20 protein-coding genes are annotated in these 23696 nt (G+C 54.5%); all 20 read right to left on the bottom strand.

The features are described 5' to 3' along the window. Positions 1-25 precede the first annotated feature (25 nt). A complete protein-coding gene (locus VN24_RS21135) occupies positions 26-619 on the bottom strand; it encodes a dipicolinate synthase subunit B (protein ID WP_045672043.1) in 594 nt (197 codons plus the stop codon). After that, on the bottom strand, positions 616-1515 hold the full coding sequence (gene dpsA / locus VN24_RS21130) for a dipicolinate synthase subunit DpsA (RefSeq protein ID WP_045672042.1): 900 nt from the start codon (positions 1513-1515) through the stop codon (positions 616-618). Before dpsA ends, VN24_RS21135 begins: the two co-directional genes overlap by 4 nt. A 268-nt stretch (positions 1516-1783) precedes the next feature. Further along, a complete protein-coding gene (gene dut, locus VN24_RS21125; RefSeq protein ID WP_082083973.1) occupies positions 1784-2227 on the bottom strand; it encodes a dUTP diphosphatase in 444 nt (147 codons plus the stop codon). Continuing rightward, complete coding sequence (locus VN24_RS21120; protein WP_045672041.1) at positions 2208-3473, bottom strand: M16 family metallopeptidase; 1266 nt, start codon at positions 3471-3473, stop codon at positions 2208-2210. The genes dut and VN24_RS21120 overlap by 20 nt, the downstream gene beginning before the upstream one ends. 55 nt (positions 3474-3528) lie before the next feature. Beyond that, on the bottom strand, positions 3529-4527 hold the full coding sequence (locus tag VN24_RS21115) for a polysaccharide deacetylase family protein (protein WP_045672040.1): 999 nt from the start codon (positions 4525-4527) through the stop codon (positions 3529-3531). Positions 4528-4794: 267 nt separating this feature from the next. Continuing rightward, positions 4795-5223, bottom strand: a complete 429-nt coding sequence (locus VN24_RS21110; RefSeq protein ID WP_045672039.1) for a threonine/serine exporter family protein — start codon at positions 5221-5223, stop codon at positions 4795-4797. Further along, positions 5220-5996 carry a threonine/serine exporter family protein gene (locus VN24_RS21105; RefSeq protein WP_045672038.1) on the bottom strand — a complete coding sequence of 259 codons (777 nt, stop codon included), beginning with the start codon at positions 5994-5996 and terminating at the stop codon, positions 5220-5222. The genes VN24_RS21110 and VN24_RS21105 overlap by 4 nt, the downstream gene beginning before the upstream one ends. Before the next feature lie 93 nt (positions 5997-6089). Then, a complete protein-coding gene (gene pnp / locus VN24_RS21100) occupies positions 6090-8189 on the bottom strand; it encodes a polyribonucleotide nucleotidyltransferase (protein ID WP_045672037.1) in 2100 nt (699 codons plus the stop codon). Between the two features lie 143 nt (positions 8190-8332). Continuing rightward, positions 8333-8602: a 30S ribosomal protein S15 gene (gene rpsO / locus VN24_RS21095; protein WP_045672036.1), complete on the bottom strand. Its 270-nt coding sequence runs from the start codon at positions 8600-8602 to the stop codon at positions 8333-8335. Between the two features lie 158 nt (positions 8603-8760). Then, a complete protein-coding gene (locus VN24_RS21090; RefSeq protein ID WP_045672035.1) occupies positions 8761-9747 on the bottom strand; it encodes a bifunctional riboflavin kinase/FAD synthetase in 987 nt (328 codons plus the stop codon). A 41-nt stretch (positions 9748-9788) separates the two neighbouring features. Continuing rightward, a complete protein-coding gene (truB, locus tag VN24_RS21085; RefSeq protein ID WP_045673536.1) occupies positions 9789-10706 on the bottom strand; it encodes a tRNA pseudouridine(55) synthase TruB in 918 nt (305 codons plus the stop codon). Further along, the gene (locus VN24_RS21080; protein WP_420798635.1) at positions 10706-11689 is read right to left on the bottom strand and encodes a DHH family phosphoesterase; all 984 of its coding nucleotides are present in this window, start codon (positions 11687-11689) and stop codon (positions 10706-10708) included. The genes truB and VN24_RS21080 overlap by 1 nt, the downstream gene beginning before the upstream one ends. A gap of 2 nt (positions 11690-11691) precedes the next feature. Then, complete coding sequence (gene rbfA / locus VN24_RS21075) at positions 11692-12048, bottom strand: 30S ribosome-binding factor RbfA (protein ID WP_045672033.1); 357 nt, start codon at positions 12046-12048, stop codon at positions 11692-11694. 97 nt (positions 12049-12145) lie between these two features. Next, positions 12146-14809, bottom strand: coding sequence for a translation initiation factor IF-2 (gene infB / locus VN24_RS21070; RefSeq protein ID WP_045673535.1), 2664 nt, complete (start codon positions 14807-14809; stop codon positions 12146-12148). A 64-nt stretch (positions 14810-14873) separates the two neighbouring features. Next, positions 14874-15197, bottom strand: a complete 324-nt coding sequence (locus tag VN24_RS21065; RefSeq protein ID WP_148505283.1) for a L7Ae/L30e/S12e/Gadd45 family ribosomal protein — start codon at positions 15195-15197, stop codon at positions 14874-14876. Further along, positions 15190-15501 (bottom strand): RNase P modulator RnpM, encoded by a 312-nt coding sequence (rnpM, locus tag VN24_RS21060; RefSeq protein WP_045672032.1) that lies wholly within the window; start codon positions 15499-15501, stop codon positions 15190-15192. Before rnpM ends, VN24_RS21065 begins: the two co-directional genes overlap by 8 nt. A gap of 78 nt (positions 15502-15579) precedes the next feature. Further along, the gene (gene nusA, locus VN24_RS21055) at positions 15580-16677 is read right to left on the bottom strand and encodes a transcription termination factor NusA (RefSeq protein ID WP_045672031.1); all 1098 of its coding nucleotides are present in this window, start codon (positions 16675-16677) and stop codon (positions 15580-15582) included. Between the two features lie 21 nt (positions 16678-16698). Continuing rightward, complete coding sequence (rimP, locus tag VN24_RS21050) at positions 16699-17160, bottom strand: ribosome maturation factor RimP (RefSeq protein WP_045672030.1); 462 nt, start codon at positions 17158-17160, stop codon at positions 16699-16701. Positions 17161-17305: 145 nt separating this feature from the next. Next, a complete protein-coding gene (locus VN24_RS21045) occupies positions 17306-21604 on the bottom strand; it encodes a PolC-type DNA polymerase III (RefSeq protein WP_045672029.1) in 4299 nt (1432 codons plus the stop codon). A 625-nt stretch (positions 21605-22229) separates the two neighbouring features. Further along, the gene (gene proS, locus VN24_RS21040; RefSeq protein ID WP_045672028.1) at positions 22230-23678 is read right to left on the bottom strand and encodes a proline--tRNA ligase; all 1449 of its coding nucleotides are present in this window, start codon (positions 23676-23678) and stop codon (positions 22230-22232) included. Positions 23679-23696 lie beyond the last annotated feature (18 nt).

Here is a 23696-nt window from a genome sequence, read left to right as displayed (position 1 = left end):
TGATCCCTATCACGAAACGTTGAGTTTAGGACGTATGTCGCTCCACCAGCAAAGGCTGCAGCTGTCTACCTTGCAGCGCCGCCTCGCAAGATTCCATGACCAGATCCATGCGAGCTACGAGAGAATTCGGTTTTTGCACCGGATTATCTTGGCCGAACGGCACGAAATAAATGTTTTTGGCAACGAGCAGCTTGGCGATATTGGCGGCATTAAGCCCCAAACCGTCGTTCGTCGAGATCGCCAGAACGACGGGCTTGCCGTTGCGCATTTGCGCCTTGGCTGCCATCAGTACGGCGCTGTCGGTCATTGCGTTGGCGAGCTTGCTCGTCGTATTACCCGTGCATGGCGCGATCAGCAGCACGTCGATTTTTTTGGAAGGTCCGAGCGGCTCCGCCTGTACAATGGTCGATATGATTTCATTGCCCGTAATTTCCTTTAATTGACGCTGCCATTCGGCGGATGTGCCGAAGCGGGTATCTGTCGTCATAATGCTCTGCGATACAATCGGAATCACGTTCGCGCCCGCGTCCACAAATTTCTTGATCTGCGGCATGACTTCCTCGAACGTGCAATGCGAGCCGGATAATGCGTACCCGACTGTCGTTCCCGTCCAATTCATTGCCCATTCCCCCGCTTGCTGGTATCTTCCATAATTAACTGACCGAGACAATCCGCTATGATCCGTCCAGCTGTTACGGGTGCTACGATACCTGGTAACCCGGGAGCGAGCATCGCCTTGATGCCGCGCTTCTCGGCAAAGCGGAAATCCGTTCCGCCGGGCTTGGAAGCGAGGTCGATAATGACGGCTCGAGAGGGCAATTTTGTTATAATTTGCGCTGTGACTATCATAGTCGGAATTGTATTAAAAAGCAAGTCAATGTTGCCCGTTTTATGGAGCAAATCCCGTACATAAAAGGGCTGAAATCTCATCTCCGACGCACGTGCAAAATCGTCTTCGCGGCGCACGCCGGCAAGTACGTTCGCGCCCAATCCTTGCAATGTTCTCGCTAAAGTGAGCCCGGTGCGGCCAAGCCCGAGCACCATGCAGTTGGAACCGTGAATCGTAATATCCGTATTCTCGATGGCCATCTTCACGGCCCCTTCCGCCGTCGGAATGGAGTTGTAGATGGCGATGTCATCGCGGTCAAACAGTTCAACCAATCCGATCTCATAGCCGCTGCATAGGTCGCGCAAATACGGTTTGGCCATGCCGGCATAAATTTTACAGTGTTTCGGAAGTCTGGCAATATGATCGCCGGTCAGCTTCAGTTCGCCCGTGCTGAATGTAGCCGGCACAATCCCGTAATCGTCCGTCCCGACTGCCGGCAATATGACCGCGTCCGCGCCGTCAAACAGCTCTTCGCGCAGTTCTTCGCACATTGCCCCGGCGGGCAAGGCGGCGAGACCGTCGAATCCGACGACCGTAACGGACGCGTCGAGTTCCACCAGTTTGCGGATGACCTCGAGCTGTCTGGCATCGCCTCCGATCAACAGCACTTGAACGCCTGTAAGCATCAAGATTTCACTTCCTTTCCAACATAAATCGCAACGGACGGAAGCCCTTCGCCGGGTAACCGCCCGCGGGTAAACCGTGTTCGGACAGTCCGCTGCGCCCGAGCGGTTTGCTTGCGTCTACATCATCGTATGCGGCCGCCCAATGCGGGGTGAAAAGGAAAAAGACGAATGGCCGGCCAGAAATTGGGCGTTGGCCGAATAAGACAAAAGGCCAACCGTTCCACAACGGTTGACCTTTTGTAAACTCCATATTTTTCTTTAAGAACTTCTAAACCCCGGTGTGGCCGAAACCGCCTGCGCCCCGGACCGTTTCCGGAAGTTCGTCCGCAACCGCAACTTCAATTTGAGGCACGGTCTGGAACACCATTTGGGCGATCCGTTCCATGCGGGATATCGTAAACGTCTCGCTTCCCAAATTAATGAGGAGCACCTTTACTTCGCCCCGGTAATCGGCATCGATTGTCCCGGGCGAATTCAAACACGTAATGCCGTGCTTATACGCGAGTCCGCTGCGGGGCCGTATTTGCGCTTCCAGCCCGGCTGGCATCGCCATCGCAAAACCGGTCGGAATCAGCTTGCGCTCTCCCGGCTTCAGCTCTACCGGGGATTCGACCGCGGCATGAAGATCAAAGCCTGCCGCCAGTTCCGACATTTTGGCAGGCAGTGCAACATCTTCGTTGCCCGGCAATTTTTTAAACAGTACCTGAAACAAAACGATCCCTCCCGAGCGCGGCCGCCGCCTTATCGGTGGAGCCTACCATTGCGGTTGCAAAAGGAACCGCCAGCATGCGCGATGTTATATCTGTTATATCCGCCATTGTGACTGCTTCGATCCGTTCGATCATCTCGTCAAGCGTGTAATGACGGCCAAGCATCAGTTCATTTTTGCCGATCCGGTTCATGCGGCTGCTTGTGCTTTCCAGGCTCAGGATGAGGCTGCCCTTCAGCTGTTCCTTGCCCCGGTGCAGCTCCGCATCGCTTAAGCCCTTGACCGCCAGCTCGCCGAGCAGATCCATCGTCAGATCGAGCACTTCCTTCGTCTGCTTCGGCGCGGTGCCGGCATAAATCGTAAACAACCCGGTATCCGCATAAGAAGTATGATAGGAATAAACGGAATAAGCGAGCCCGCGCTTCTCGCGGATTTCCTGGAACAGCCGCGAGCTCATCCCCCCTCCGAGCGCATTGTTCAGCAAAATCATCGCATACAGCTGCGGGTCGGAAATGGAGCAGCCCGGAAACGAAAGGCAAATATGATTTTGTTCCGTTTTCTTCTTATGAAACAAATAATCGCTTTTAAATTCCGGAGCGGCCAGTACCGAAGTCGTTCCGCGGGTAGCGAACCGGCTGAAATGCTTCTCCAATAGTTCGAGCAGCGCCCGTTCCTCAACGTTGCCCGCGACGCTGATCACCGTATTGTCGATCGTATACTGATCGTTCATATAATGACGCAAAGCATTCGAATCCATGGCCGATAATCTTTCTTCCAAACCAAGGATCGAATAGGCAAGCGGATGGTCCCCGTAAGCGGCCCTCGATGCTTCATCGTGCACCTTGTCGTCGGGGGTATCTTCATACATCGAGATTTCTTCCAAAATGACGTTTTTTTCTTTCGCCAGTTCTTCCCCGTCGAACTGCGATTCAAAAAACATATCCGCAAGCGCATCGACCGCAATCGGCAAATGCTCGTCCAGCACTTTCGCGAAATAGCATGTATATTCTTTGGACGTAAAGGCGTTCACGTTGCCGCCGATACCGTCGAACAAGTCCGCAATGTCTTTGGCCGAGCGGGTTCCGGTTCCTTTAAAGAGCATATGCTCGATAAAATGGGAAATACCGTTGTTGTCCGGCGTTTCATTCCGCGACCCTGTCTTCACCCAAATTCCGAACGACACGGAACGGCAGGTAGGAATCGGCTCCACGACGACGCGCAGACCATTGCTTAAGGTATATTTCTTCACCGGGTCACCTCCTATAAAACGAATGATACCACTATAACAAAATTAGCGCCTGCCCTCAACCGCTCACTTTCACCCTCTCCGGCGAAAGCGTCTGACTGACCGTGCCAAGCGCATAGCCTTTGCTCCGCGCCAGCTTAATAATGCCTGCCAGCGAATCGCGTGCGGAAGCGGTAGGATGCATTAAAATGAGGGATCCGGGCTCAATCCCATTCCCGATCCGGTTCAAAATCCAGCTGGGCGACGGTTTCCGCCAATCGACCGTATCCAGCGTCCACAGCACCGTCTTCAGCCCCTGCTCGGCGGCGACTTTGACCGTCGTTGCGTTATAGCTGCCCGAAGGGGGGGCAAAGAAGCGGTTGCTCACGCCGAGAGTCGATTTCAGCAGCGCCTCCGTCTTCGCAATCTGATTCCACTGCGATTGACGGTCGAGCGTTTTCATATCGGGGTGCGAATAGGCATGGTTGGACATTTCATGACCGCGGGACTGGATCGTTTTCGCAAGCTCGGGATTTTTCTTCAGCCAGGAGCCGTCCAGGAAAAAGGTTGCTTTGACCCCTTCGCGGTCAAGCGTATTCAGCATCGAATCCAAATACTCGTTTCCCCAGGCGACATTGATCATCAGCGACACCATCGGCTTGTTCGGATTGCCCCTGTAAATCGGCTGTTCGCCAAGGTCGTCGAGACTCACTTTCGGAGGAATTTCCCGGAATACGTAAGTGATGGCGGAAGAGGAGGTTTTGCCTGCTGCCAAAGCCGCTTTATACGTTTGCTCAATGTCGATTTCCAGACCGTTGTAGCCGGGGACGGCATGCCAAACTCGATCCACTTTCGCATCGACAGGAGCTACATAACGTTTTGTCGCTTCCTGTTTGATTACGGCATACAACTCGCTGTCCGCATCCGCCGCCGCAGTCACCCGCGCCAGCGCCGGATATGCCGTTCGGGTTCCCTCCTTAACCGCTGTGAGATAAGCGGACATATTTTCGTTCCAGCGGGCGCAAGCGAGCACAAGCAGCATGCATGCGGCCATTACGATCGTTCTCCTGACATTCATCCCCTCATCTCCCACCCTTCTCTCCAAATCGTATGAAAAGGTGGACAGGATTATTCGGAAGAGGATTAAAAATGCGGTGATAGGTAAGTCGCTTCGTTGCTGACTTGTGCTTCCGATCGCTGTTGCTTCTCCAGTCACAAGTTAGCCACTCCGCTCCGTTTTCACTGCATTTTTATGTAAAAGGGAGCAGAGGGCAGCTGCACGTACGGTTGATCTTACGAACGCTGACGCTTCTCCAGATTCAAACCCGCCCACTCCGCTGACGGATCACAACCTGGACCTTCGGATCAAGTGGTTGATCACTTCCGAAAAAACCAGTCCCATCGCGATCGCGCCGGAGAGCATGAGCGCTTTGGCCGCCAGCTGGACGGCCGTGTCATAGTGGTTTTCGACCACCTTTCGCATCGCGTCATAGGCCAGTCCGCCGGGAACTAGCGGAATAATGCCCGAAACGCTGAACACGATGATCGGCGTTTTGTACAGTTTTGCAAAAACTTGGCTCGTCACCGCCACAACAAAGGAAGAAATCAGCGTAGGTAAAATCGGCTCGTCGACAACGTTTAAAAGCGATATGTACAGCAGCCAGCCGATCATGCCGACAAACCCGCTCTGCAGCAGACTCCCCTTCGGTACATTGAACAGGATGGCAAAGGCTGCCGAAGCGACAAAGCTCATCAGAAGCTGCTCGATGATCATCCGATCCCCACCCCGCTTATAAACGAAAGAACAAACGCGATGCCCGCTCCGATGGCGAATGCGGTTAAACAAGCCTCCGCCCCTTTTGAAAGACCGGAAACGAGATGACCCGCCATTAAATCGCGAACCGCGTTTGTAATGAGCAGTCCCGGCACGAGCGGCATGACGGACCCGACGATCATTTTATCCAAATCATGACCGAATCCCGCTTTCAGGAACAAATAAGCGATCGCGCCAATGAGGACCGAGCCGAGAAATTCGGCGATAAACTTGATCGGAACTAATCGGTGGAAATAAAGCTGAAAGGCAAATCCAATTCCGCCGGCAAGAAAAACGGGAATGAAATCGTGCCACGTCCCGCCGAACATGATTAAAAAGCAGCCGCTTGCTATAGCCGCCGCCATTATTTTGAACCAAAGCGGGTACATGGCGCTTGCTCCCTCGATCTCGTTCAACAAGCGATGGGCTTCCGATACCGACAGCTCCCCAAGACTAATTTTTCGGGAAATGGCGTTGACGAGCGTTACTTTATGCAAATCCGTCGATCGTTCGGAGATCCGGATCATTCGGGTTGTCTGCTGCGGCCCGTCGATGGAAAATAATATTCCCGTCGGCGTCACGTAGCTTTGCGAATTGCGGATGCCGAATGCCGCTGCAACGCGCGTCATCGTATCCTCGACCCGGTACGTTTCCCCGCCGTTTTCCAGCATGATTTTTCCGGCTAACAAACACACCTGCGCAATATCGTACGCGGAATGGGATGGATGATCCATATTTTTGATCTCCCGGCTTATGACATGGTTGCAATAAAAAAGAGACAGATCGAATCTGACTCTTAGTCTTGGTGCTATGAAATTGTATGCTGCTTACTGAGCTGGAGCAGGAGGCGCAAGAACCGCTTTGCGTGACAGGTTGATCCGGCCCTGCTGATCGATTTCCGTTACCTTGACGGTGATGACATCGCCGATGCTGACGACATCTTCCACTTTGCCGACACGTTCGTTGGCAAGTTGGGAAATATGCACCAGACCGTCTTTGTTCGGCAAAATTTCGACGAAAGCGCCGAATTTCTCGATCCGTTTCACCGTACCGGTGTAGATTTCGCCGACGACGACTTCTTTCACGATGCCTTCGATAATCTGCTTGGCGCGTTGGTTCATCTCTTCGTTCGAGGAAGCGATGTATACCATGCCGTCTTGCTCGATATCGATTTTTACGCCGGTTTCTTCGATGATTTTGTTAATGATTTTGCCGCCCGCGCCGATAACGTCACGGATTTTGTCCGGGTTGATCGAAAGCGTAACGATTTTCGGAGCGTATTTGGACAAGCTTTTGCGCGGCTGGCTCATCACTTCGTTCATTTTGCTCAAAATGAACATCCGACCAACGCGGGCTTGTTCCAGCGCCTGGCTCAGAATCGCGCGGTCGATGCCGTCGATTTTGATATCCATTTGGATCGCCGTAACGCCGGCTTCCGTACCCGCCACTTTGAAGTCCATATCGCCGAGGTGGTCTTCCATCCCTTGGATATCGGTCAAAATGGAGAAATGGTCGCCGTCTTTAATAAGTCCCATCGCCACACCCGCAACCGGAGCTTTGATCGGTACGCCGGCATCCATCATTGCAAGCGTGCTTGCGCAGATGCTGGCCTGGGATGTCGAACCGTTCGATTCCAGCACCTCGGAAACGAGACGAATCGTGTACGGGAATTCCGATTCCGGCGGAATGACTTTGGACAATGCGCGTTCGCCGAGTGCTCCATGGCCGATTTCGCGGCGTCCTGGAGGACGGAGCGGACGGGCTTCGCCGACGCTGAACGGCGGGAAGTTATAATGGTGCATGAAACGCTTCGATTCTTCCGGGCTGATGCCGTCCAATATTTGCACGTCGCCAAGCGCGCCGAGCGTACATACGCTGAGAGCTTGCGTTTGTCCACGTGTGAACAGGCCGGACCCGTGCGTGCGCGGAAGCAGAGCGACGTCGCATTCGATCGGCCGGATCTCGTCAAGAGCCCGTCCGTCGGGACGCACTTTATCATGCGTAATCAAGCGGCGAACTTCTTCTTTGACGATGTCGTACAGCACTTCCTTCACATCGGAAAGAAGCTCCGGCGTCTCGGCATATACTTCTTCAAAATGGGCAACCGTGTCGGCATTAACCGCATCGATCGCATCTTGACGCGCATGCTTTTCCGGAATTTGAATCGCTTCTACAAGACGTGCGGAAGCAAAAGCGCGGACCGCTTCGTTCACGCCGGCGTCAACCGCATGCAGCTGCACTTCCATCTTCGGTTTGCCCGCGATCTGCTGAAGCTCTTCGATTTTGGCAACGATGCCGCGGATTTCCTCATGTCCGAACATGATCGCTTCCAGCATTACTTCTTCCGAAACTTCGTTCGCTTCGGCTTCCACCATCATAATGGCGTCTTTCGTGCCTGCGACCACGACGAAAATGTCGCTTTTTTCTTCCTGCTCCACCGTCGGATTTACGACGAATTGTCCGTCAATCCGTCCGACGACGACGCCTCCGACCGGACCGTTAAACGGCACATCGGAAATCGTCAGAGCAGCCGACGTCCCGATCATCGCGGCGATTTGCGGGGAACAATCCTGATCGACGCTCATGACGAGATCGGCGATCTGAACATCGTTGCGGAACCCTTCTGGGAACAGCGGACGAATCGGCCTGTCCGTCAGACGGCTGGCGAGAATCGCCTTTTCGCTGGGGCGGCCTTCGCGCTTAATAAAACCGCCGGGAATTTTGCCTACAGCGTACAATCTTTCCTCATAGTTCACGGTTAGCGGGAAAAAATCAAGGTCTTTCGGGCCCGAAGATGCGGTAACGGTACAAAGCACAACCGTATCGCCGTAGCGGACCGTCACGGCCGCATTGGCCTGCTTGGCCAGACGGCCGGTTTCGAGTACGAGCGGCCTGCCTCCAAGCATCATTTCAACTTTTTGATCCATAGTATCCCTCCTGACTCATCCATTCGACAGTAGAACGGCAAATCCTGCCCTTCAGCAGGATATTATAAAAAGCAACCCGGTCCAGTCTCATCCGGAAATCCCGGACGGCTGGACAACCAGGTTGCTTCTTTAGCACGTCTTGTTTAGCGGCGAAGGCCGAGTTTTTCAATCAATGCGCTGTAACGGCGAACATCTTTGTTTTTCAGGTATGCCAGCAGCTTGCGGCGCTGACCGACCATCTTGAGCAGACCGCGGCGGGAATGATGATCTTTCTTGTGCTCCCGCAGATGCTGAGTCAAGTTAACGATGTTTTCCGTCAGGATAGCGACTTGAACTTCCGGGGATCCCGTATCGTTCGAGTGCGTCTTATGCGTTTCGATCAGTTCTTGTTTGCGTTCTTGCGTAAGTGCCATCCTTATTCACCTCCTCTTCTTATAATCGCCGTTAGCCTCGCCGCCGCCGGTGAGAGCGGGCAACCAAGCTAAGGTTAAGATGCGGGAGAACCTAAAAACGGTATCCTCCGTGCAACGATGATTAGTATATCATAAACGAATCCATAAAGTAAACTTTTTCAAAGGTCGATTTTTTCCAGAATGCGGATCGCCTGCTCTTTATCGCGGCCAAGCTGTTCAATCAGCTGGTTGATCCCGTCAAACTTCCGCTCCGGCCGCAGAAAATGATGAAAGCGGACAATAACGTTTCGATCGTAAATATCCCCGTTGAACGAAAAAAGATGCGCTTCAAGCACAGGACGGATTTCTCCGCTATTGAATGTCGGTTTGATTCCGTGGTTCAGCATCCCTTTATATTCCGCTTCGACCACAGCTTCTTCTCCGTCCTTGTCTGCACGAAGCAATGAAACCGTGACGGCGTAAACGCCAATCCGGAGCGCTGCATAAGCATGCAGCGGTTCGATATTAGCGGTCGGAAATCCGATTGTTCTTCCACGGGCATCGCCGTGAACGACTTTGCCGATGATTTCATATGGCCTGCCGAGCAGCTCCGCCGCCAGCTCCACATTGCCTTCCTGAAGCGACTCCCGGATATAGGAACTGCTTACTTTCAGTCCGCCGCGGTTCAGCGGAGGCATGATATCGACGTTCATCCAGGAAGCGGACAGCTCCTTCAGCAGCTGCGACGTGCCTTCGCCGCGGTGTCCGAACGTGAAGTCGAAACCGACGACGGCGTGTTTCACCTGCAAAGGCAGCAGCACTTCCTTCACAAACGATTCTGGGGAAACTTGAGCAAAGGCCGTATCGAAGCGCATCACATAGACGAGGTCGACTCCGAGCTCCGCGAAACGTTTCAATCGTTCGCCGAGCGGGGCGAGACAAGATGCGTCCGGACTGTCCTGTTTCAATACTTCTCTCGGATGCGGATCAAAGGTCATCACCGCCGCCTTCAACCCGCCCGTCCGCGCTGATTCAACCGCGCGGCCGATAACGTTGCGGTGCCCATGGTGCACACCGTCAAAAAAACCGATCGCTAGCGAACAAGGCGAAAAAACCCGGTTTTTGCCTTCACCCGTTACCGGGTACTGGATATGTTCAACATGCACTGGCGCTCCACCTGCATTTCTTGTTAAATCTGTACACTCGTTTATTCCGTCTCTTCCGGTTTAAATACTTTTACCGGCTTCAGCTCGGAAACTTCCGACTCCGGTTGAAATACGCCGAGAAAGGTTCCGTCCTCGCCGTACAGTCGGGTTAACCGCTCCCCATCCTCCCGCTCCCGCAGCAGGCAATATGCGATTCGGCGTCCTTGAAGCGCCATTCGGGCCGCTTCCTCGCCCGCAACGGCTTGAGGCAAATGGGCTAGAACCGCGTCTGGCGGGAGCAGACGAGCCTGCAGCGTGCCGTCTTCCTGCAGCGCCTCGACCTCCTCCAGCGTCAGACAGTCCCGCTCCGTTAATCCGCCGGACTGCGTCCTCACCAGCTTCGCCATAACGGCAGGCACGCCAAGCGCTTGTCCGATATCGACGCATAACGTACGAATATAAGTCCCCTTGGAGCAGCGGACGCTGAATCTGATAACCGGATGATCACGCTCAAGGTCGGCCTCCAGCAGTTCAAGCTCGTAAATCGTCGCTTTGCGCGGCTTCCGCTGCGCCGTTTTGCCTTCGCGGGCCAGCTCATAGAGCCGTTTGCCGTCCACTTTAACTGCGGAATACATCGGAGGCAGCTGCTCGATCTCGCCGACAAATGAAACAAGCGTCCGGCGCAGTTCCTGTTCGGATACACGAACAGTACCCAACTCCTCCATCACCGTGCCTGTCAAATCCTGCGTGTCGGTGGAGAGGCCGAGCTGAAGAACGGCTTCATACGCTTTGGGTAGATCCTGCATGTACTCGACGACCCGGGTCGCCTTGCCGATACAAAGCGGCAGCACACCCGTAACTTGCGGATCCAGCGTCCCTGCATGTCCGATTCGTTTCGTGCGAAGCAGCCGTCTCGCCTTGGCGACGACATCGTGCGATGTCCAGCCCGCAGGTTTCCATACGGCCAAAATTCCGTTCATCATGATGTCAACGCCTTTCCAACCGCTTCCACGACTTTCGGCATCGCCTCTGCCAAAGGAGCCGCCAGCCGGCAGCCCGAAGCTCTTGTATGCCCGCCGCCCCCAAACAGCTGCGCAATTGCGGCGACGTCTGCCTTGCCGGCCGAGCGCAAGCTCGCCTTCACTTCCCCATTGTCCGTTGCTTTGAACAAAATGCCGACTTCCACACCCTCGATGTTCAAGGCGTAATTCACGAGTCCTTCCAAATCTTCCGGAACGGCGCCGATCTCTTTCATATCCGCAGGCTCGATATAAAGCCAGCAGATTTTGTTGTCGCCGGAAAACTGCAGCCGATTGAGACCGAGTCTTAACAGCTTCAGCTGGGCAACCGTCATCCGCTCTAGCAAATGATCGGCGAGCTGATGTCCCGAAACGCCTAATGCGAGCAGATTGGCGGCGACTTCCATGACTTGCGGAGATGTGTTCGAATAACGAAATCCGCCGGTATCGGTCAGCAGACCGGTATAAATCGCTGTCGCCGCTTCCAAATCCAGCGGAACGGCGGCATGCTGGATAAGATCATATAAAATTTCAACGGTAGCCGCCGCATCCGGACGGACCACATTAACCGTTCCGTACCGGTCATTGGTCGGATGGTGATCGATGTTAAGCAGCTCGTATTGTTCCTCGAACAACGCGGCAACGTCGCCGATTCGGCGGAAATCCGCACAATCGACCGCAATGATCCGCTTGAACTTGCGCTGCGGCGGCTGTTCCCGGTAATGGACGATCGTCTCCGCCCCCGCCAAAAAGGCAAACTTCTGCGGGATAGGACTTTCGTTGATTAAGACGGCACGCTTGCCGAGCTTAGAAAGCAGCCAAAAAACGGCCGCGGTCGAGCTGACCGCATCGCCGTCCGGCTGAACATGGGAGACGACCAAATAGTCGTCCCCTCCGTTAATAAAAGACAGAGCATCCTGCAGCCGGTTATCGTATTCGCTTATAATCATTTTGCACCGTTTTCACGGTTGATTCTTTCAAGCAGCGTTTCAATCCGGCTGCCGTATTCAATGCTGCTGTCGAATTTGAACAGAAGCTCGGGCGTATGACGCAGCCGGATCCGCTTGCCGAGTTCCGAGCGGATAAAGCCGGTGCCGCGCGCGATCGCTTTCAACGTCTCTTCCTTCTGCTCGTCGCTGCCGAGCACGCTTAAAAACACCCGTGCCTGTGACAGATCGCTCGTTACATCGACCCCGGTTACCGTAATGAATCCGATGCGGGGATCTTTCAATTCGGTTTGAATAATCTGGCTCAATTCTTTTTTGATCTGTTCGCCTACACGGCCTACGCGGACTTTAGCCATGGATCGTTCACCTCTCTAGCCGATCTTACAATAATAAGGATTGCGGGCTAACGGGCTGGAATTCGTATCCTGCCTGCAGCCCGCGGTTCCTTGTCTATTAGTGTTCCACTTTTTCCATCACAAACGCTTCAATAATGTCGCCTTCGTTAATATCGTTGAATTTCTCCAGCGTGATGCCGCATTCGTAGCCTTGAGCCACTTCTTTGGCATCGTCCTTGAACCGTTTGAGCGTATCGATCTTGCCTTCGTACACGACAATCCCACTCCTCGTAATACGGGCTTCCGCATTGCGGGAAATCTTGCCGTCCGTTACCATACAGCCGGCGATCGTACCCACTTTGCTTACTTTGAAGAGGTTGCGGACTTCGGCATGGCCGATGACGACTTCTTTGAATACCGGGTCGAGCATCCCTTTCATCGCCTGTTCGATTTCGTCGATAACGTTGTAAATAATGCGGTGCAGTCGGATGTCGACTTTCTCCTGATCTGCCGTTATTTTCGCCTGCGGTTCCGGACGGACGTTGAAACCGATGACGATCGCGTTCGAAGCGGATGCGAGAATAATATCCGATTCCGTGATGGCGCCGACACCGTTATGAATGCTCTTGACGCGCACGCCTTCGATGTCGATTTTGCTGAGCGAGCCTTTAAGCGCCTCGAGCGAGCCTTGAACGTCCGCTTTCAGAATCACGTTGAGATCTTTGATCTCGCCTTCCTGGATATGCTTATACAAATCGTCGAGCGTAACGCGCGAGTTCGCGCCCATCTCGGACTGGCGCTGCTTGATCGCACGGCGTTCGGCAATCGCTCTTGCCTTGCGCTCGTCTTCGAATACCATGAACGGATCGCCCGCTTGCGGCACTTCCGTCAAACCGGTAATTTCGACCGGCGTGGACGGTCCCGCTTCTTTCAGACGGCGACCCTTGTCGTTGATCATGGCGCGAACGCGGCCGAAACAATTGCCCGCTACGAACGCGTCGCCGATCTTCAGTGTGCCGTGCTGTACGAGAATACGGGCAACCGGACCTTTGCCTTTGTCAAGCTCGGCTTCCAGCACGGTTCCGCGCGCGCGCTTGTTCGGGTTCGCCTTGTAGTCGTTGACTTCGGCAACAAGCAAAATCATTTCCAGCAGCTCTTCAAGTCCGAGACGCTGTTTCGCGGAAACGTTGACGAAAATCGTATCGCCGCCCCATTCTTCGGGAACGAGCTCATACTCGGTCAGCTCTTGCTTGATTTTATCCGGATTCGCTTCCGGTTTGTCGATTTTGTTGACAGCTACGATAATCGGGACGCCCGCCGCTTTCGCGTGGTTGATCGCTTCTACCGTCTGCGGCATGACGCCGTCATCGGCTGCAACGACAATAATCGTTATATCCGTTACTTGTGCTCCGCGTGCACGCATCATCGTGAATGCTTCGTGGCCCGGAGTATCGAGGAACGTAATTTTTTTATGGTTGATTTCGACCTGATAAGCGCCGATATGCTGCGTAATGCCGCCGGCTTCTCCGCCGGTTACGTTCGTTTTGCGGATGGAGTCGAGCAGCGTCGTTTTTCCGTGGTCAACGTGACCCATAATTGTGACGACCGGCGGACGGGATTCGAGATCGGCTTCGTCGTCTTTCTCCTCTTCGTTCTCGAAAGTATCTTCCTCGACAGGAATTTTCACTTCGACTTCCACTTTGTACTCGTCCGCCACCAGCTGAATCGCGTCCAGATCAAGCTCCTGGTTGATCGTAGCCATAACGCCAAGGAAGATCAGTTTCTTGATGACTTCGGAAGCGTCTTTATGAAGCAGTTTGGCCAGATCGCCGACCGTCATATTGCCGCGGACGATAATTTTCTTCGGCGTGTTGTCGATTTTCTCGCGCGGAGGCTGCACAGCGCCGCGTCCGCGGTTGTTGCCCTTGCCGCCGCGGTTGTTTCTGAAGCCGTTGCCGCCGCGCTGATCGTCAAACCGCTTATTTTCTCCCGGTTTGCGTTTGCCGGCACCGCCGCCGGAGTTGCGGGAGAAATTAGAGTCTCCGCCGCCCGGACGGCCGCTGCCGCCGGAAGCGGGTCTGTTATCGGAAAACGTGCGTGCCGGTCCTCCCTGACCGCTGCGGCCTCCTGCCGGACGATTGCCGCCAAAGCTTTGGCCTTGGCCCGCTCCGCCTTGACCTTGCGGGCGCGATCCGCCGCCTTGAGCCGGACGGCTGCCGGCCGTCCCTTGCGGACGACCGCCCTGTCCTTGGCCCTGCGGACGGCTGCCGCCGCCGCTTTGTCCTTGCGGGCGACCGCCTTGTCCTTGAGGACGTCCTGCACCTTGTCCTTGCGGACGGCCTGTGCCGCTCCCTTGCGGACGGCTGCCGCCTTGTCCTTGACCGCTGCGTCCGACCTGCTGCCCTTGGCGGTTGCCGCCATGGCTGGAAGTACGCTGCTGTGTGCCTGTCGAAGCACCGTTTGCTTGCGAGTTTGATTGAGTTGTATTCATAGTCACCTGATTATCCTGTTGATTTTTATTGGAAGACTGTTGAGTTTGAATATTATGCACCCCTTGCTGTTGTTGTCTTTTCTCCGTGCCGGCACGAGTTTGCCCCGCTGCTGCAGCAGCGGTGGCCGAAACCGTCGCGCCGTCCTTCGCTCTTTTTGCGGCGGCGTTGGCTTTAATGTCCCTGAAGAACCCTTCCACTTTGCCGACCATTTCGTTTTCCATGACGCTCATATGATTATTGACCGGCAGATCCAATCGTTTTAATATCGTAATGATTTCCTTGCTGCTCATATTGAGCGACTTGGCATATTCGTATACGCGCAGTTTATCTTTGTTGTCTTTGCTCTCTGTAGGTTTAGTCAATATACTCCACCTCCGTATTTTGGCTTAATTGACCCCTGATCATGTTTGCAAAGCCGGCGTCGGTAACTGCAACCGATACGCGCTCCGCCTTACCGAGTGCCCTTCCCAAAGCTTCCCGGGAAAAAGCTTCCGACATCACGACCCCATACGTGGCGCACTTGTCACGATACTTTTTTTTGGTGTTGTCCGAGGCGTCGCTCGCGATTAGAACAAGGTGTGCTTTACCTTGACGCACAGTCTTGAGCACCGTTTCGTCGCCTGTGACGACTTTCCCGGCCCTCATCGCCATCCCGAGCTGCGACAATGCCTTACTCATCGTCATCCCCCCGATCCTTCGCGGCCAGAAACGCTTCTTCAACGGAGATGAAATCGCGTTCCAGCTGGTCGTATATTTCGGGCGAAACCGGCTGCTTAAGAGCGCGGTCAAGCGCCTTGCTCTTCTTCGCGAGCCTGAAACAGCTCACAGTGCCGCACAAATAAGCGCCTCGTCCGGCTTTTTTGCCCGTCAGATCAATCAGCACTTCTTCTGCGGGCGTGCGGACGACCCGGATCAGCTCTTTCTTCGGCTTCATTTCCTGGCAGGCAACGCATTTGCGCAGCGGCACTTTTCTTGGTCTCACGGCTTTGTCCCCCCTGTCTTTCCGCCTTCATTCGGCGCTCCCGCCGCGTGTTATCCGGCTGGATGCGGATCACCGAAATCAGTCGATGGAAACGGAGTCCTGGTGCATCGTTTCCTCGCCCGTGCGTTCCCGTCCGTATTCCTGCTCGGCCTGCGATTCGCTCTTGATGTCGATTTTCCAGCCGGTCAGCTTGGCTGCAAGCCGCGCATTTTGGCCTTTGATGCCGATCGCGAGCGAAAGCTGGTAATCCGGTACGATGACGCGGGCCATCTTCTCCTGCTCAAACACGATCACTTCCAGCACTTTGGACGGGCTGAGCGCATTCGCGACATATTCATCCACATTTTCCGACCAGCGGACGATGTCGATTTTTTCGCCTTTCAGCTCGCTGACGATCGTTTGCACGCGCACGCCCTTCTGGCCGACGCAGGAGCCTACCGGATCCACTTCGTGATTGCGCGAATAAACGGCGATCTTCGAGCGGAATCCCGCTTCGCGGGCCACTGAACGGATCTCGACGACGCCGTCGTAAATTTCCGGCACTTCCAGCTCGAACAATCGTTTGAGCAGACCAGGATGCGTGCGGGAAAGAATGATTTGCGGACCTTTCGTCGTATTTTCCACTTTCGTGATATACGATTTGACGCGGTCGCCATGCTTGAACTTGTCGGTTGGCATCAGTTCCGTTAGCGGTAGTACCGCCTCCACCTTGCCGAGATCGACGAACAGGTTGCGGGTATCTTGGCGCTGTACAATGCCGTTTACGATATCGTCCTCTTTATCGATAAACGCATGATAAATGAGGCCCCGTTCCGCTTCGCGGATACGCTGGGTCACAACCTGCTTGGCGGTTTGCGCCGCAATGCGCCCGAAGTCGCGCGGCGTGACTTCAATCTCCGCAATATCGTCAAGCTGGTAGTGCGGATTGATTTCGCGTGCCGCCTCGACCGACGTTTCCAGCCGCGGATCGAGCACTTCTTCCACAACCGTCTTGCGGGCATAAACTTTAATGACGCCGGTATGGCGGTTAATGTCCACCCGTACGTTTTGAGCCGTGTTGAAATTGCGCTTGTAGCTTGAAATCAGAGCCGCTTCGATCGCTTCCAGCAGCACATCTTTGGAAATCCCCTTTTCTCTTTCGATTTCCGACAAAGCTTCGATAAAATCCATGCTCATTGGAACTACAGCTCCCCCTTATTAGAACACGATCGCCAGTCTTGCTCCGGCGACTTTCGCGTATGGAATGACGTGCGTTTTGCGTCCAATCGTGACGGATACTTGCTCGCCGTCAAATTTGGTCAGAACGCCTTCGAATTCTTTCAAGCCGTCGATCGGCTCATACGTCGTAATGTTGACCTGTTTGCCGACCGCTTTGCGCAGATCCTCCGGCTTCTTCAGCGGACGTTCCGCTCCCGGCGAAGATACTTCCAGAAAATAAGCGTCCGTTACGGGATCGTTCTCATCCAGACGTTCGCTCAAATACTCGCTGATTCGGCCGCATTCGTCGATGTCGATGCCGCCTTCTTTATCTACAAATACGCGGAGAAACCAGTTGCTTCCCTCTTTGACGTATTCGATATCAACCAGCTCAAATCCATGTTCCCGGAGAAAAGGGGTAATCATTTCCTCTACGGCGGTTTTGATTTTGGATGCGCTCAAATTGACGTTACCTCCCGATCAGTAGCCGAAAAATGGGTTGACAAAACGTAAAGAGTGGGTTTCCCCACTCTTCGAAGTTAAAGCCATATCAACATCGTTACCAGAAAAATTATAGCATAACCATTATTAACTGACAAGATTTGTTTTAAAACAGCGACAGCTGGTTCGATTCCGGCAGTCCGCGGAAGCAGCCCATCGTTCCGAGCACCTCGACGATCGTCTTCGTCGCTTTGGACTTTTGCTGAAAGTCTTCGATCGAAAGGAACTCACCGTAGTCGCGGGAAGCGGCGATGTTGCGCGCCGCATTGTCGCCGATGCCGGCGATCGCGGCAAACGGCGGGATAAGCGAATCGCCGTCGATCGTCCAGCGGGTGGCGTCGGAGCGGTACAGGTCGATCGGCTTGAACGAGAAGCCGCGGGCGGTCATCTCCAGCGCCATCTCCAAGATGGAGACGGATGCTTTTTCCTTCGGCGTTGCGTTGAATCCCTTCTGCTCAATTTCAAGCAGCCGCTTCATGATTGGGTCGTAGCCTTGGCAAAGCAATTCCAGATCGAAGTCTTCGGCGCGTACCGTAAAATATGTCGCATAAAACGCAATCGGATGATACAGCTTGAAAAAGGCGGTGCGCACGGCGGATATGACGTATGCGGCGGCGTGCGCCTTCGGGAACATATACTCGATGCGCAAGCACGAATCGATGTACCACTGCGGCACCTTGCACCGCTTCATTTCTTCGATCCACTCCGGCGTAAGCCCTTTGCCCTTCCGCACGCTTTCGGTTATTTTGAACGCCAGCCCGGCGTCCATGCCCGCTTTATAAATCAAGTAAAGCATAATTTCGTCACGGCAGCCGATAACGGTCTTGATCGTACAGGTGCCGTTCTTGATCAGCTCCTGCGCATTGCCCAGCCATACGCCCGTCCCGTGCGAAAGTCCGGAAATTTGCAGCAAATCGGCAAACGAGGTCGGCAGCGTCTCTTCAAGCATCTGCCGCACGAACTTCGTCCCCATCTCCGGCACACCGTAAGTGGCGACCGGCGAGCGGATTTGCTGCGGCGTTACTCCGAGCGCATTCGTGGAGTTGAACAAGCTCATCACTTTCGGATCGTTCATCGGAATGGTCGTCGGATCGATGCCCGTCAAATCCTGCAGCATCCGCATCATCGTCGGATCGTCGTGTCCCAGAATATCAAGCTTGAGCAGATTGGCGTCAAAAGCATGATAATCGAAGTGGGTCGTTTTCCACTCCGCGCTCGTATCGTCAGCCGGATACTGAACCGGCGTAATGTCTTCCACTTCAATGTAGTCCGGGACGACGACGATGCCGCCGGGATGCTGACCGGTGCTCCGTTTGACGCCGGTGCAGCCGGCGGCCAATCGCGACAGCTCGGCTCCGCGCCACTTCTTGCCCTGGTCTTCCTCGTATTTCTTGGTGAAGCCGAACGCCGTCTTTTCCGCTACCGTACCGATCGTGCCGGCGCGGAATACGCTCTTCTCGCCGAACAATACTTTCGTATAGTTATGCGCATGCGGCTGGTATTCCCCGGAGAAGTTCAAGTCGATATCGGGAACTTTATCGCCTTTGAAGCCGAGGAACGTTTCGAACGGAATGTCCTGGCCGTCTCCTTTCATCATCTGCCCGCAATCCGGACAAGCCTTATCCGGCAGGTTGAAGCCGCTCGACACGCTGCCGTCGAGTATCCACTCGCTGTGGCGGCAATCGGAATTGCGGCACAAGTAATGCGGCGGCAGCGGATTAACCTCGGATATGCCGAGAAACGTCGCGACGACGGACGAGCCGACTGACCCCCGCGAGCCGACCAGATAGCCGTCTTCGTTCGATTTTTTCACGAGCCGCTCGGAAATGAGATAGTTGGCGGAGAAGCCGTATTTGATAATCGGCACCAGCTCTTTTTCGAGCCGCTGCACAACGACGTCCGGCAGCTCCTCCCCGTACATCCGGCGGGCGGTGTCGTAGCAGGTATTGCGGATTTCATCGTCCGCTCCTTCGATGATCGGCGTGAACAGCTTGTCCGGGAACATCTCGAACGGCTCAAAACGGTCGGCGAGCTCACTCGTATTGGTCACGACGACTTCATACGCGATCTCTTCCCCAAGGAACTTGAACTCCTGCAGCATTTCTTTCGTCGTCCGCAGATGCGCATCGGGCTTACGCATATCTTTGAGCGGGCTGAAACCGGTAATGCCGTGAATCGTAATGTCGCGGAACAGCTTGTCACGCGGGTTCAAATAGTGCACGTTGCCAGTCGCGATCACTTTCTTGCCGAGCTTGGCGCCGATCTGCACGATTTTGCGCATCGTCTGCTCGATTTCCGCACGGCTGCCGACGAGCCCTTTTTCCACGAGATGCATATAAAATTCGACCGGCTGGATCTCCAGCACATCGTAATATTCCGCCACTTCTTCCGCTTCTTCGACCGTTTTGTTCAGCACCGATTCGAAAAATTCGCCTTTCTCGCAGCCCGATACGATCAGCAGCCCGTCGCGAAGCTCGGTCAGCTTGCTTTTCGGTATGCAGGGCACCCGCTTGAAATGCTCCGTGTGGGACAGCGAAACGAGCTTGAACAGGTTCTTCTTGCCGGCCGCGTTCAGGGCGTAAATATTGCAGTGGAAAGGACGGCTGTTCGACAAGTCGAGACCGACATAGTCGTTCAGCTGATGGAGTCCGGTAATATTGCGCTCCAGCGTATCCCCGATCAGGCCGTACAAAATGCCGGCGAGGGCGATGGAGTCATCGATCGCGCGGTGATGGTTGTCGAGCGAAATTTTGTATTTGTCCGCCAGCGTGTTGAGACGGTGGTTTTTCATCGTCGGATGAAGAAAACGGGCCAGCTCGAGCGTATCGAGCACCGGATTCGGCACCTCGGGGATGCCGATTTCTTTGCAGGCCGCCTGAATAAATCCGATATCGAAGCGGGCGTTATGGGCGACAAGGACGGCGTCGCCGACGAATTCAACGAATTCCTTCAGCTTTGGCTCAAGCTCCGGCGCTCCGCGCACCATATCGTCGGTAATGTTCGTCAGCTGCTGGATATGGTACGGAATTTTTTCATGAGGGTCGATAAACGTCTGGAATTCATCAATCTTTTTGCCTTCGCGGTATTTGACCCCGGCAAGCTCGATGATTTTGCAGGCCGTTATGGAAAGACCCGTCGTCTCGATATCGAATACGACATACTCGGCATCCTTCAGCGATTCATCGCGCGGATGAATCACCATCGGCACGGCGTCGTTGACAACGTTCGCCTCCAGCCCGAACAGCACTTTAATGCCGTGCTTTTTCCCGGCTTTGAACGCATCGGGATAACACTGCACGCCGCCGTGGTCAGTGATCGCGACCGCCTTATGCCCCCACTTCGCCGCTGTTTTGATATAAACGTCTACCGGCGTTACGGCGTCCATGGTGCTCATCGTGCTGTGCAGATGGAACTCCACCCGTTTCTCTTCCGCATCGTCCTTACGGTCTGGCGGAGCCACGACCTCGTGCATATCATTCGGCATCATGACAAGCTCCGGCTCCTGCATGAACCGGTCGTATTCCACGCGGCCGCGCGCCTTGATCCACTTGCCGTTCGCCAGCTTGCTCAGCACTTTGACGTCTTCCTTCGTCTTGGCGAACATTTTCATCGCGATCGAATCGGTAAAATCGGTGACGTTAAACGTAAACAGCGTGCTGCCGTTGCGCAGCTCCTTCACATCGAGACCGAAGACGGCGCCTTGCACGGTCACCTTTTTCTCTTCTTCCACCACGTTCATAATCGGAACGGGCTCTTCGCGAATATCGTAACCGACCGCCAGCTGCACGTCGCCTTCTTCCACATCCGGCACTTCACTCGCGACGCTTGTCATAATTTGCTGTACGGCGTCCCGTTCTTCCTGCACGATCTTTTGGTTGAACTCCTCATACAGATCCTGGCGCGCTTCGCCCGCCGACATCTTCACCCGGCACACCCGCGAAAAATAATCGCCGTAAAAGCGGACGATCGCTTCATCGATCCGCTTCTTTTTGGCCAGCTCCAGTCCCATCGCGTCCATCATCGTCAGCTGCAGCACATCGTCCTGTGCTTCAATCGATGCTTTGCCGAGCCAGCCGTTGACCGAAACCATCTCGCGCTGCGCCCATTCGACGAAGATCGGCCAATATTCTTTCAGCACATCGCTCGTCATAACCGCTTCTTCGTACTCGAACATGAACGTCACCTGCGCAATATGCGCAAACTTGTCCCGGATTCCTCGGCAAAAGTTCAGAAAAACGCCGGCAGGCACCAAGGACGCTTTACGGATGCAAAATGTCCATTCGCGGTTGCTCGGGCTTACGATCACTTTCTCGATATATCCGTCCGAAAAATGGGTGTCGATCATATCAAACGGCAGCTCCGCCTGCTTCATAAGCAGCTCGAAACGATGGCGCTTGTCCCCCATGATTTCCTCCCCCTTTTTCTATCAGCCTTGTATTGGTGAAAAAGTAGTTCGCTGCACGGCATGTTTGGGTCTCCGATCGTTGTTGCAGACGAATCGTCTTGAATAGGTAACCATGGATTGGTTACGATTCGTCTGCAAAGACGAACGCTGGCGCTTCTCCGACTCCAAACCAGCCGCTCCGCTCGCTTTTCACCGCTTCGGCTTAAAACACGAAAAAAAGTGGAGGAAATCCACTTTTTTCAGTTTAAGACCGTTGGCTTTATTCCTTGCTTTGATACGCCAATGTAAAGCTTATGTATGATCAGTACTAACATTCGATCATACTATTCCCCTATACAAGTCTGACGGTTCCCAGACTTGTAATCCAGCCCTTGGCCGGTTCAGGCGGCAAGCGCGCCTCTCGCGCAGCCGCGTCTGCTGCCCCTCAAAAAAAGGAGAGCGGAGCGGACTAATTGTTCTGGAGAAGCGCCAGCGTTCGCCTAAAGGCTTTCTGCAAGAAAGCCACTTCGGAAGCATACGCTTTGTCCCCGGATTTCAACCGCTATGCGGTACAATCAAAGAAATCCGGAGACAACAGCGATCGGAAGAATAATTAGTCCGCGCAGCGTCTTCTTTTTTCATCCCATTAATAAGCCCGTGCAAAGACGACCGTATGCTCGGCTTTCTCGCCGCATACGAGGCAGCTATGCTTATGCTCGGCAGGCTCGAACGGGATGTTGCGGCTTGTCGCTCCCGTTTCTTCCTTCACCTGTTTCTCGCAGGCGGCGGAACCGCACCAGCCGGCCAGTACGAAACCGCGCTTCTGCTCCAGCAAACCTTTCATTTCGTCGAGCGTATCGACCGCATGGAAGTTGTCCGCGCGGAACTGCTTGGCCTTCTCGAACATATCGCGGTGAATCTCTTCCAGCATCTTCTCGACTTCCGCCTCCAGCTCGCTTTGTTTAATGATACGTTTCTCGCCCGAGGCGCGCGAAACGAGAACGGCTTGTCCGTTTTCCATATCGCGTGGTCCAAGCTCCAGCCGAATCGGAACGCCGCGCATTTCGTATTCGTTGAACTTCCAGCCCGGGCTAATATCGCTGCGGTCGTCCACACGTACGCGCACGCCGGCGGTTTTAAGCTCTTTGTACAGCTCGTCGACGCGGCCAATGACCGCCTCGCGCGTTTTTGGAGGTCCGATCGGGATCATGATCACTTGAGTCGGCGCCACTTTCGGCGGCAGCGCGAGTCCGCGGTCGTCCCCGTGGACCATGATGAGAGACCCGATCAAGCGTGTGCTCGTGCCCCAGGATGTCGTGTGCACAAACTGCTGCGTATTTTCGCGATCCAAATATTTAATGTCGAAGGCGACGGCAAAGTTCGTTCCGAGATAATGCGACGTTCCCGCCTGTACGGCGCGCCCGTCCTTCATCATCGCCTCAATGGAATACGTATCGACGGCGCCGGCAAACTTCTCCGAAGGCGTCTTTTGTCCCGTAATGACCGGAATCGCCAGGAAATCTTCGACAAAGTCGCGGTAAACTTCCAGCATCCGCATCGTTTCCTCGCGAGCCTCCGCTTCGTTCTCATGCGCGGTGTGGCCTTCCTGCCACAAAAATTCGCTTGTGCGCAGAAACGGCAGCGTCCGCTTCTCCCAGCGGACGACATTCGCCCATTGGTTAATGAGAACCGGAAGATCCCGGTACGACTGGATCCATTTTGAATACATATGGCCGATCATCGTCTCCGACGTCGGGCGGATGGCCAGCTTTTCTTCCAGCGGCTCGCCGCCCGCTTCGGTTACCCAAGGCAGCTCCGGATTGAAGCCTTCCACGTGCTCTTTTTCCTTCTGAAAAAAGCTTTCGGGAATGAACAGCGGAAAATACGCGTTGCGATGCCCGGTTTCCTTGAAGCGGCGGTCCATTTCACGTTGGATGTTTTCCCAAATTTCGAACCCTTCCGGACGGAATACGATACAGCCGCGTACCGGCGAGTAATCCATCAGCTCCGCCTTCTTGATTACGTCAATATACCAACGGGAAAAATCTTCGCCCTGCGGCGTAATTTCCGTCACAAACTGCTTTTCCTTCGACATAAGCGACTAACGGCTCCC

The sequence above is a fragment of the Paenibacillus beijingensis genome, from assembly GCF_000961095.1.
Taxonomy (GTDB): domain Bacteria; phylum Bacillota; class Bacilli; order Paenibacillales; family Paenibacillaceae; genus Paenibacillus_O; species Paenibacillus_O beijingensis.
Note: the sequence above shows the minus strand (reverse complement) of the source record. Positions and strands in the feature narration are given on the sequence as shown.

Bases quoted from the DNA above. Each gene is read 5' to 3' on its own strand.
- VN24_RS21135 (WP_045672043.1), bottom strand. From the start codon at position 619: ATGAATTGGACGGGAACGACAGTCGGGTACGCATTATCCGGCTCGCAT.
- dpsA (WP_045672042.1), bottom strand. From the start codon at position 1,515: ATGCTTACAGGCGTTCAAGTGCTGTTGATCGGAGGCGATGCCAGACAG.
- VN24_RS21115 (WP_045672040.1), bottom strand. From the start codon at position 4,527: ATGAATGTCAGGAGAACGATCGTAATGGCCGCATGCATGCTGCTTGTG.
- VN24_RS21110 (WP_045672039.1), bottom strand. From the start codon at position 5,223: ATGATCATCGAGCAGCTTCTGATGAGCTTTGTCGCTTCGGCAGCCTTT.
- VN24_RS21105 (WP_045672038.1), bottom strand. From the start codon at position 5,996: ATGGATCATCCATCCCATTCCGCGTACGATATTGCGCAGGTGTGTTTG.
- pnp (WP_045672037.1), bottom strand. From the start codon at position 8,189: ATGGATCAAAAAGTTGAAATGATGCTTGGAGGCAGGCCGCTCGTACTC.
- rpsO (WP_045672036.1), bottom strand. From the start codon at position 8,602: ATGGCACTTACGCAAGAACGCAAACAAGAACTGATCGAAACGCATAAG.
- truB (WP_045673536.1), bottom strand. From the start codon at position 10,706: ATGAACGGAATTTTGGCCGTATGGAAACCTGCGGGCTGGACATCGCAC.
- rbfA (WP_045672033.1), bottom strand. From the start codon at position 12,048: ATGGCTAAAGTCCGCGTAGGCCGTGTAGGCGAACAGATCAAAAAAGAA.
- infB (WP_045673535.1), bottom strand. From the start codon at position 14,809: ATGAGCAGCAAGGAAATCATTACGATATTAAAACGATTGGATCTGCCG.
- VN24_RS21065 (WP_148505283.1), bottom strand. From the start codon at position 15,197: ATGAGTAAGGCATTGTCGCAGCTCGGGATGGCGATGAGGGCCGGGAAA.
- nusA (WP_045672031.1), bottom strand. From the start codon at position 16,677: ATGAGCATGGATTTTATCGAAGCTTTGTCGGAAATCGAAAGAGAAAAG.
- VN24_RS21045 (WP_045672029.1), bottom strand. From the start codon at position 21,604: ATGGGGGACAAGCGCCATCGTTTCGAGCTGCTTATGAAGCAGGCGGAG.
- proS (WP_045672028.1), bottom strand. From the start codon at position 23,678: ATGTCGAAGGAAAAGCAGTTTGTGACGGAAATTACGCCGCAGGGCGAA.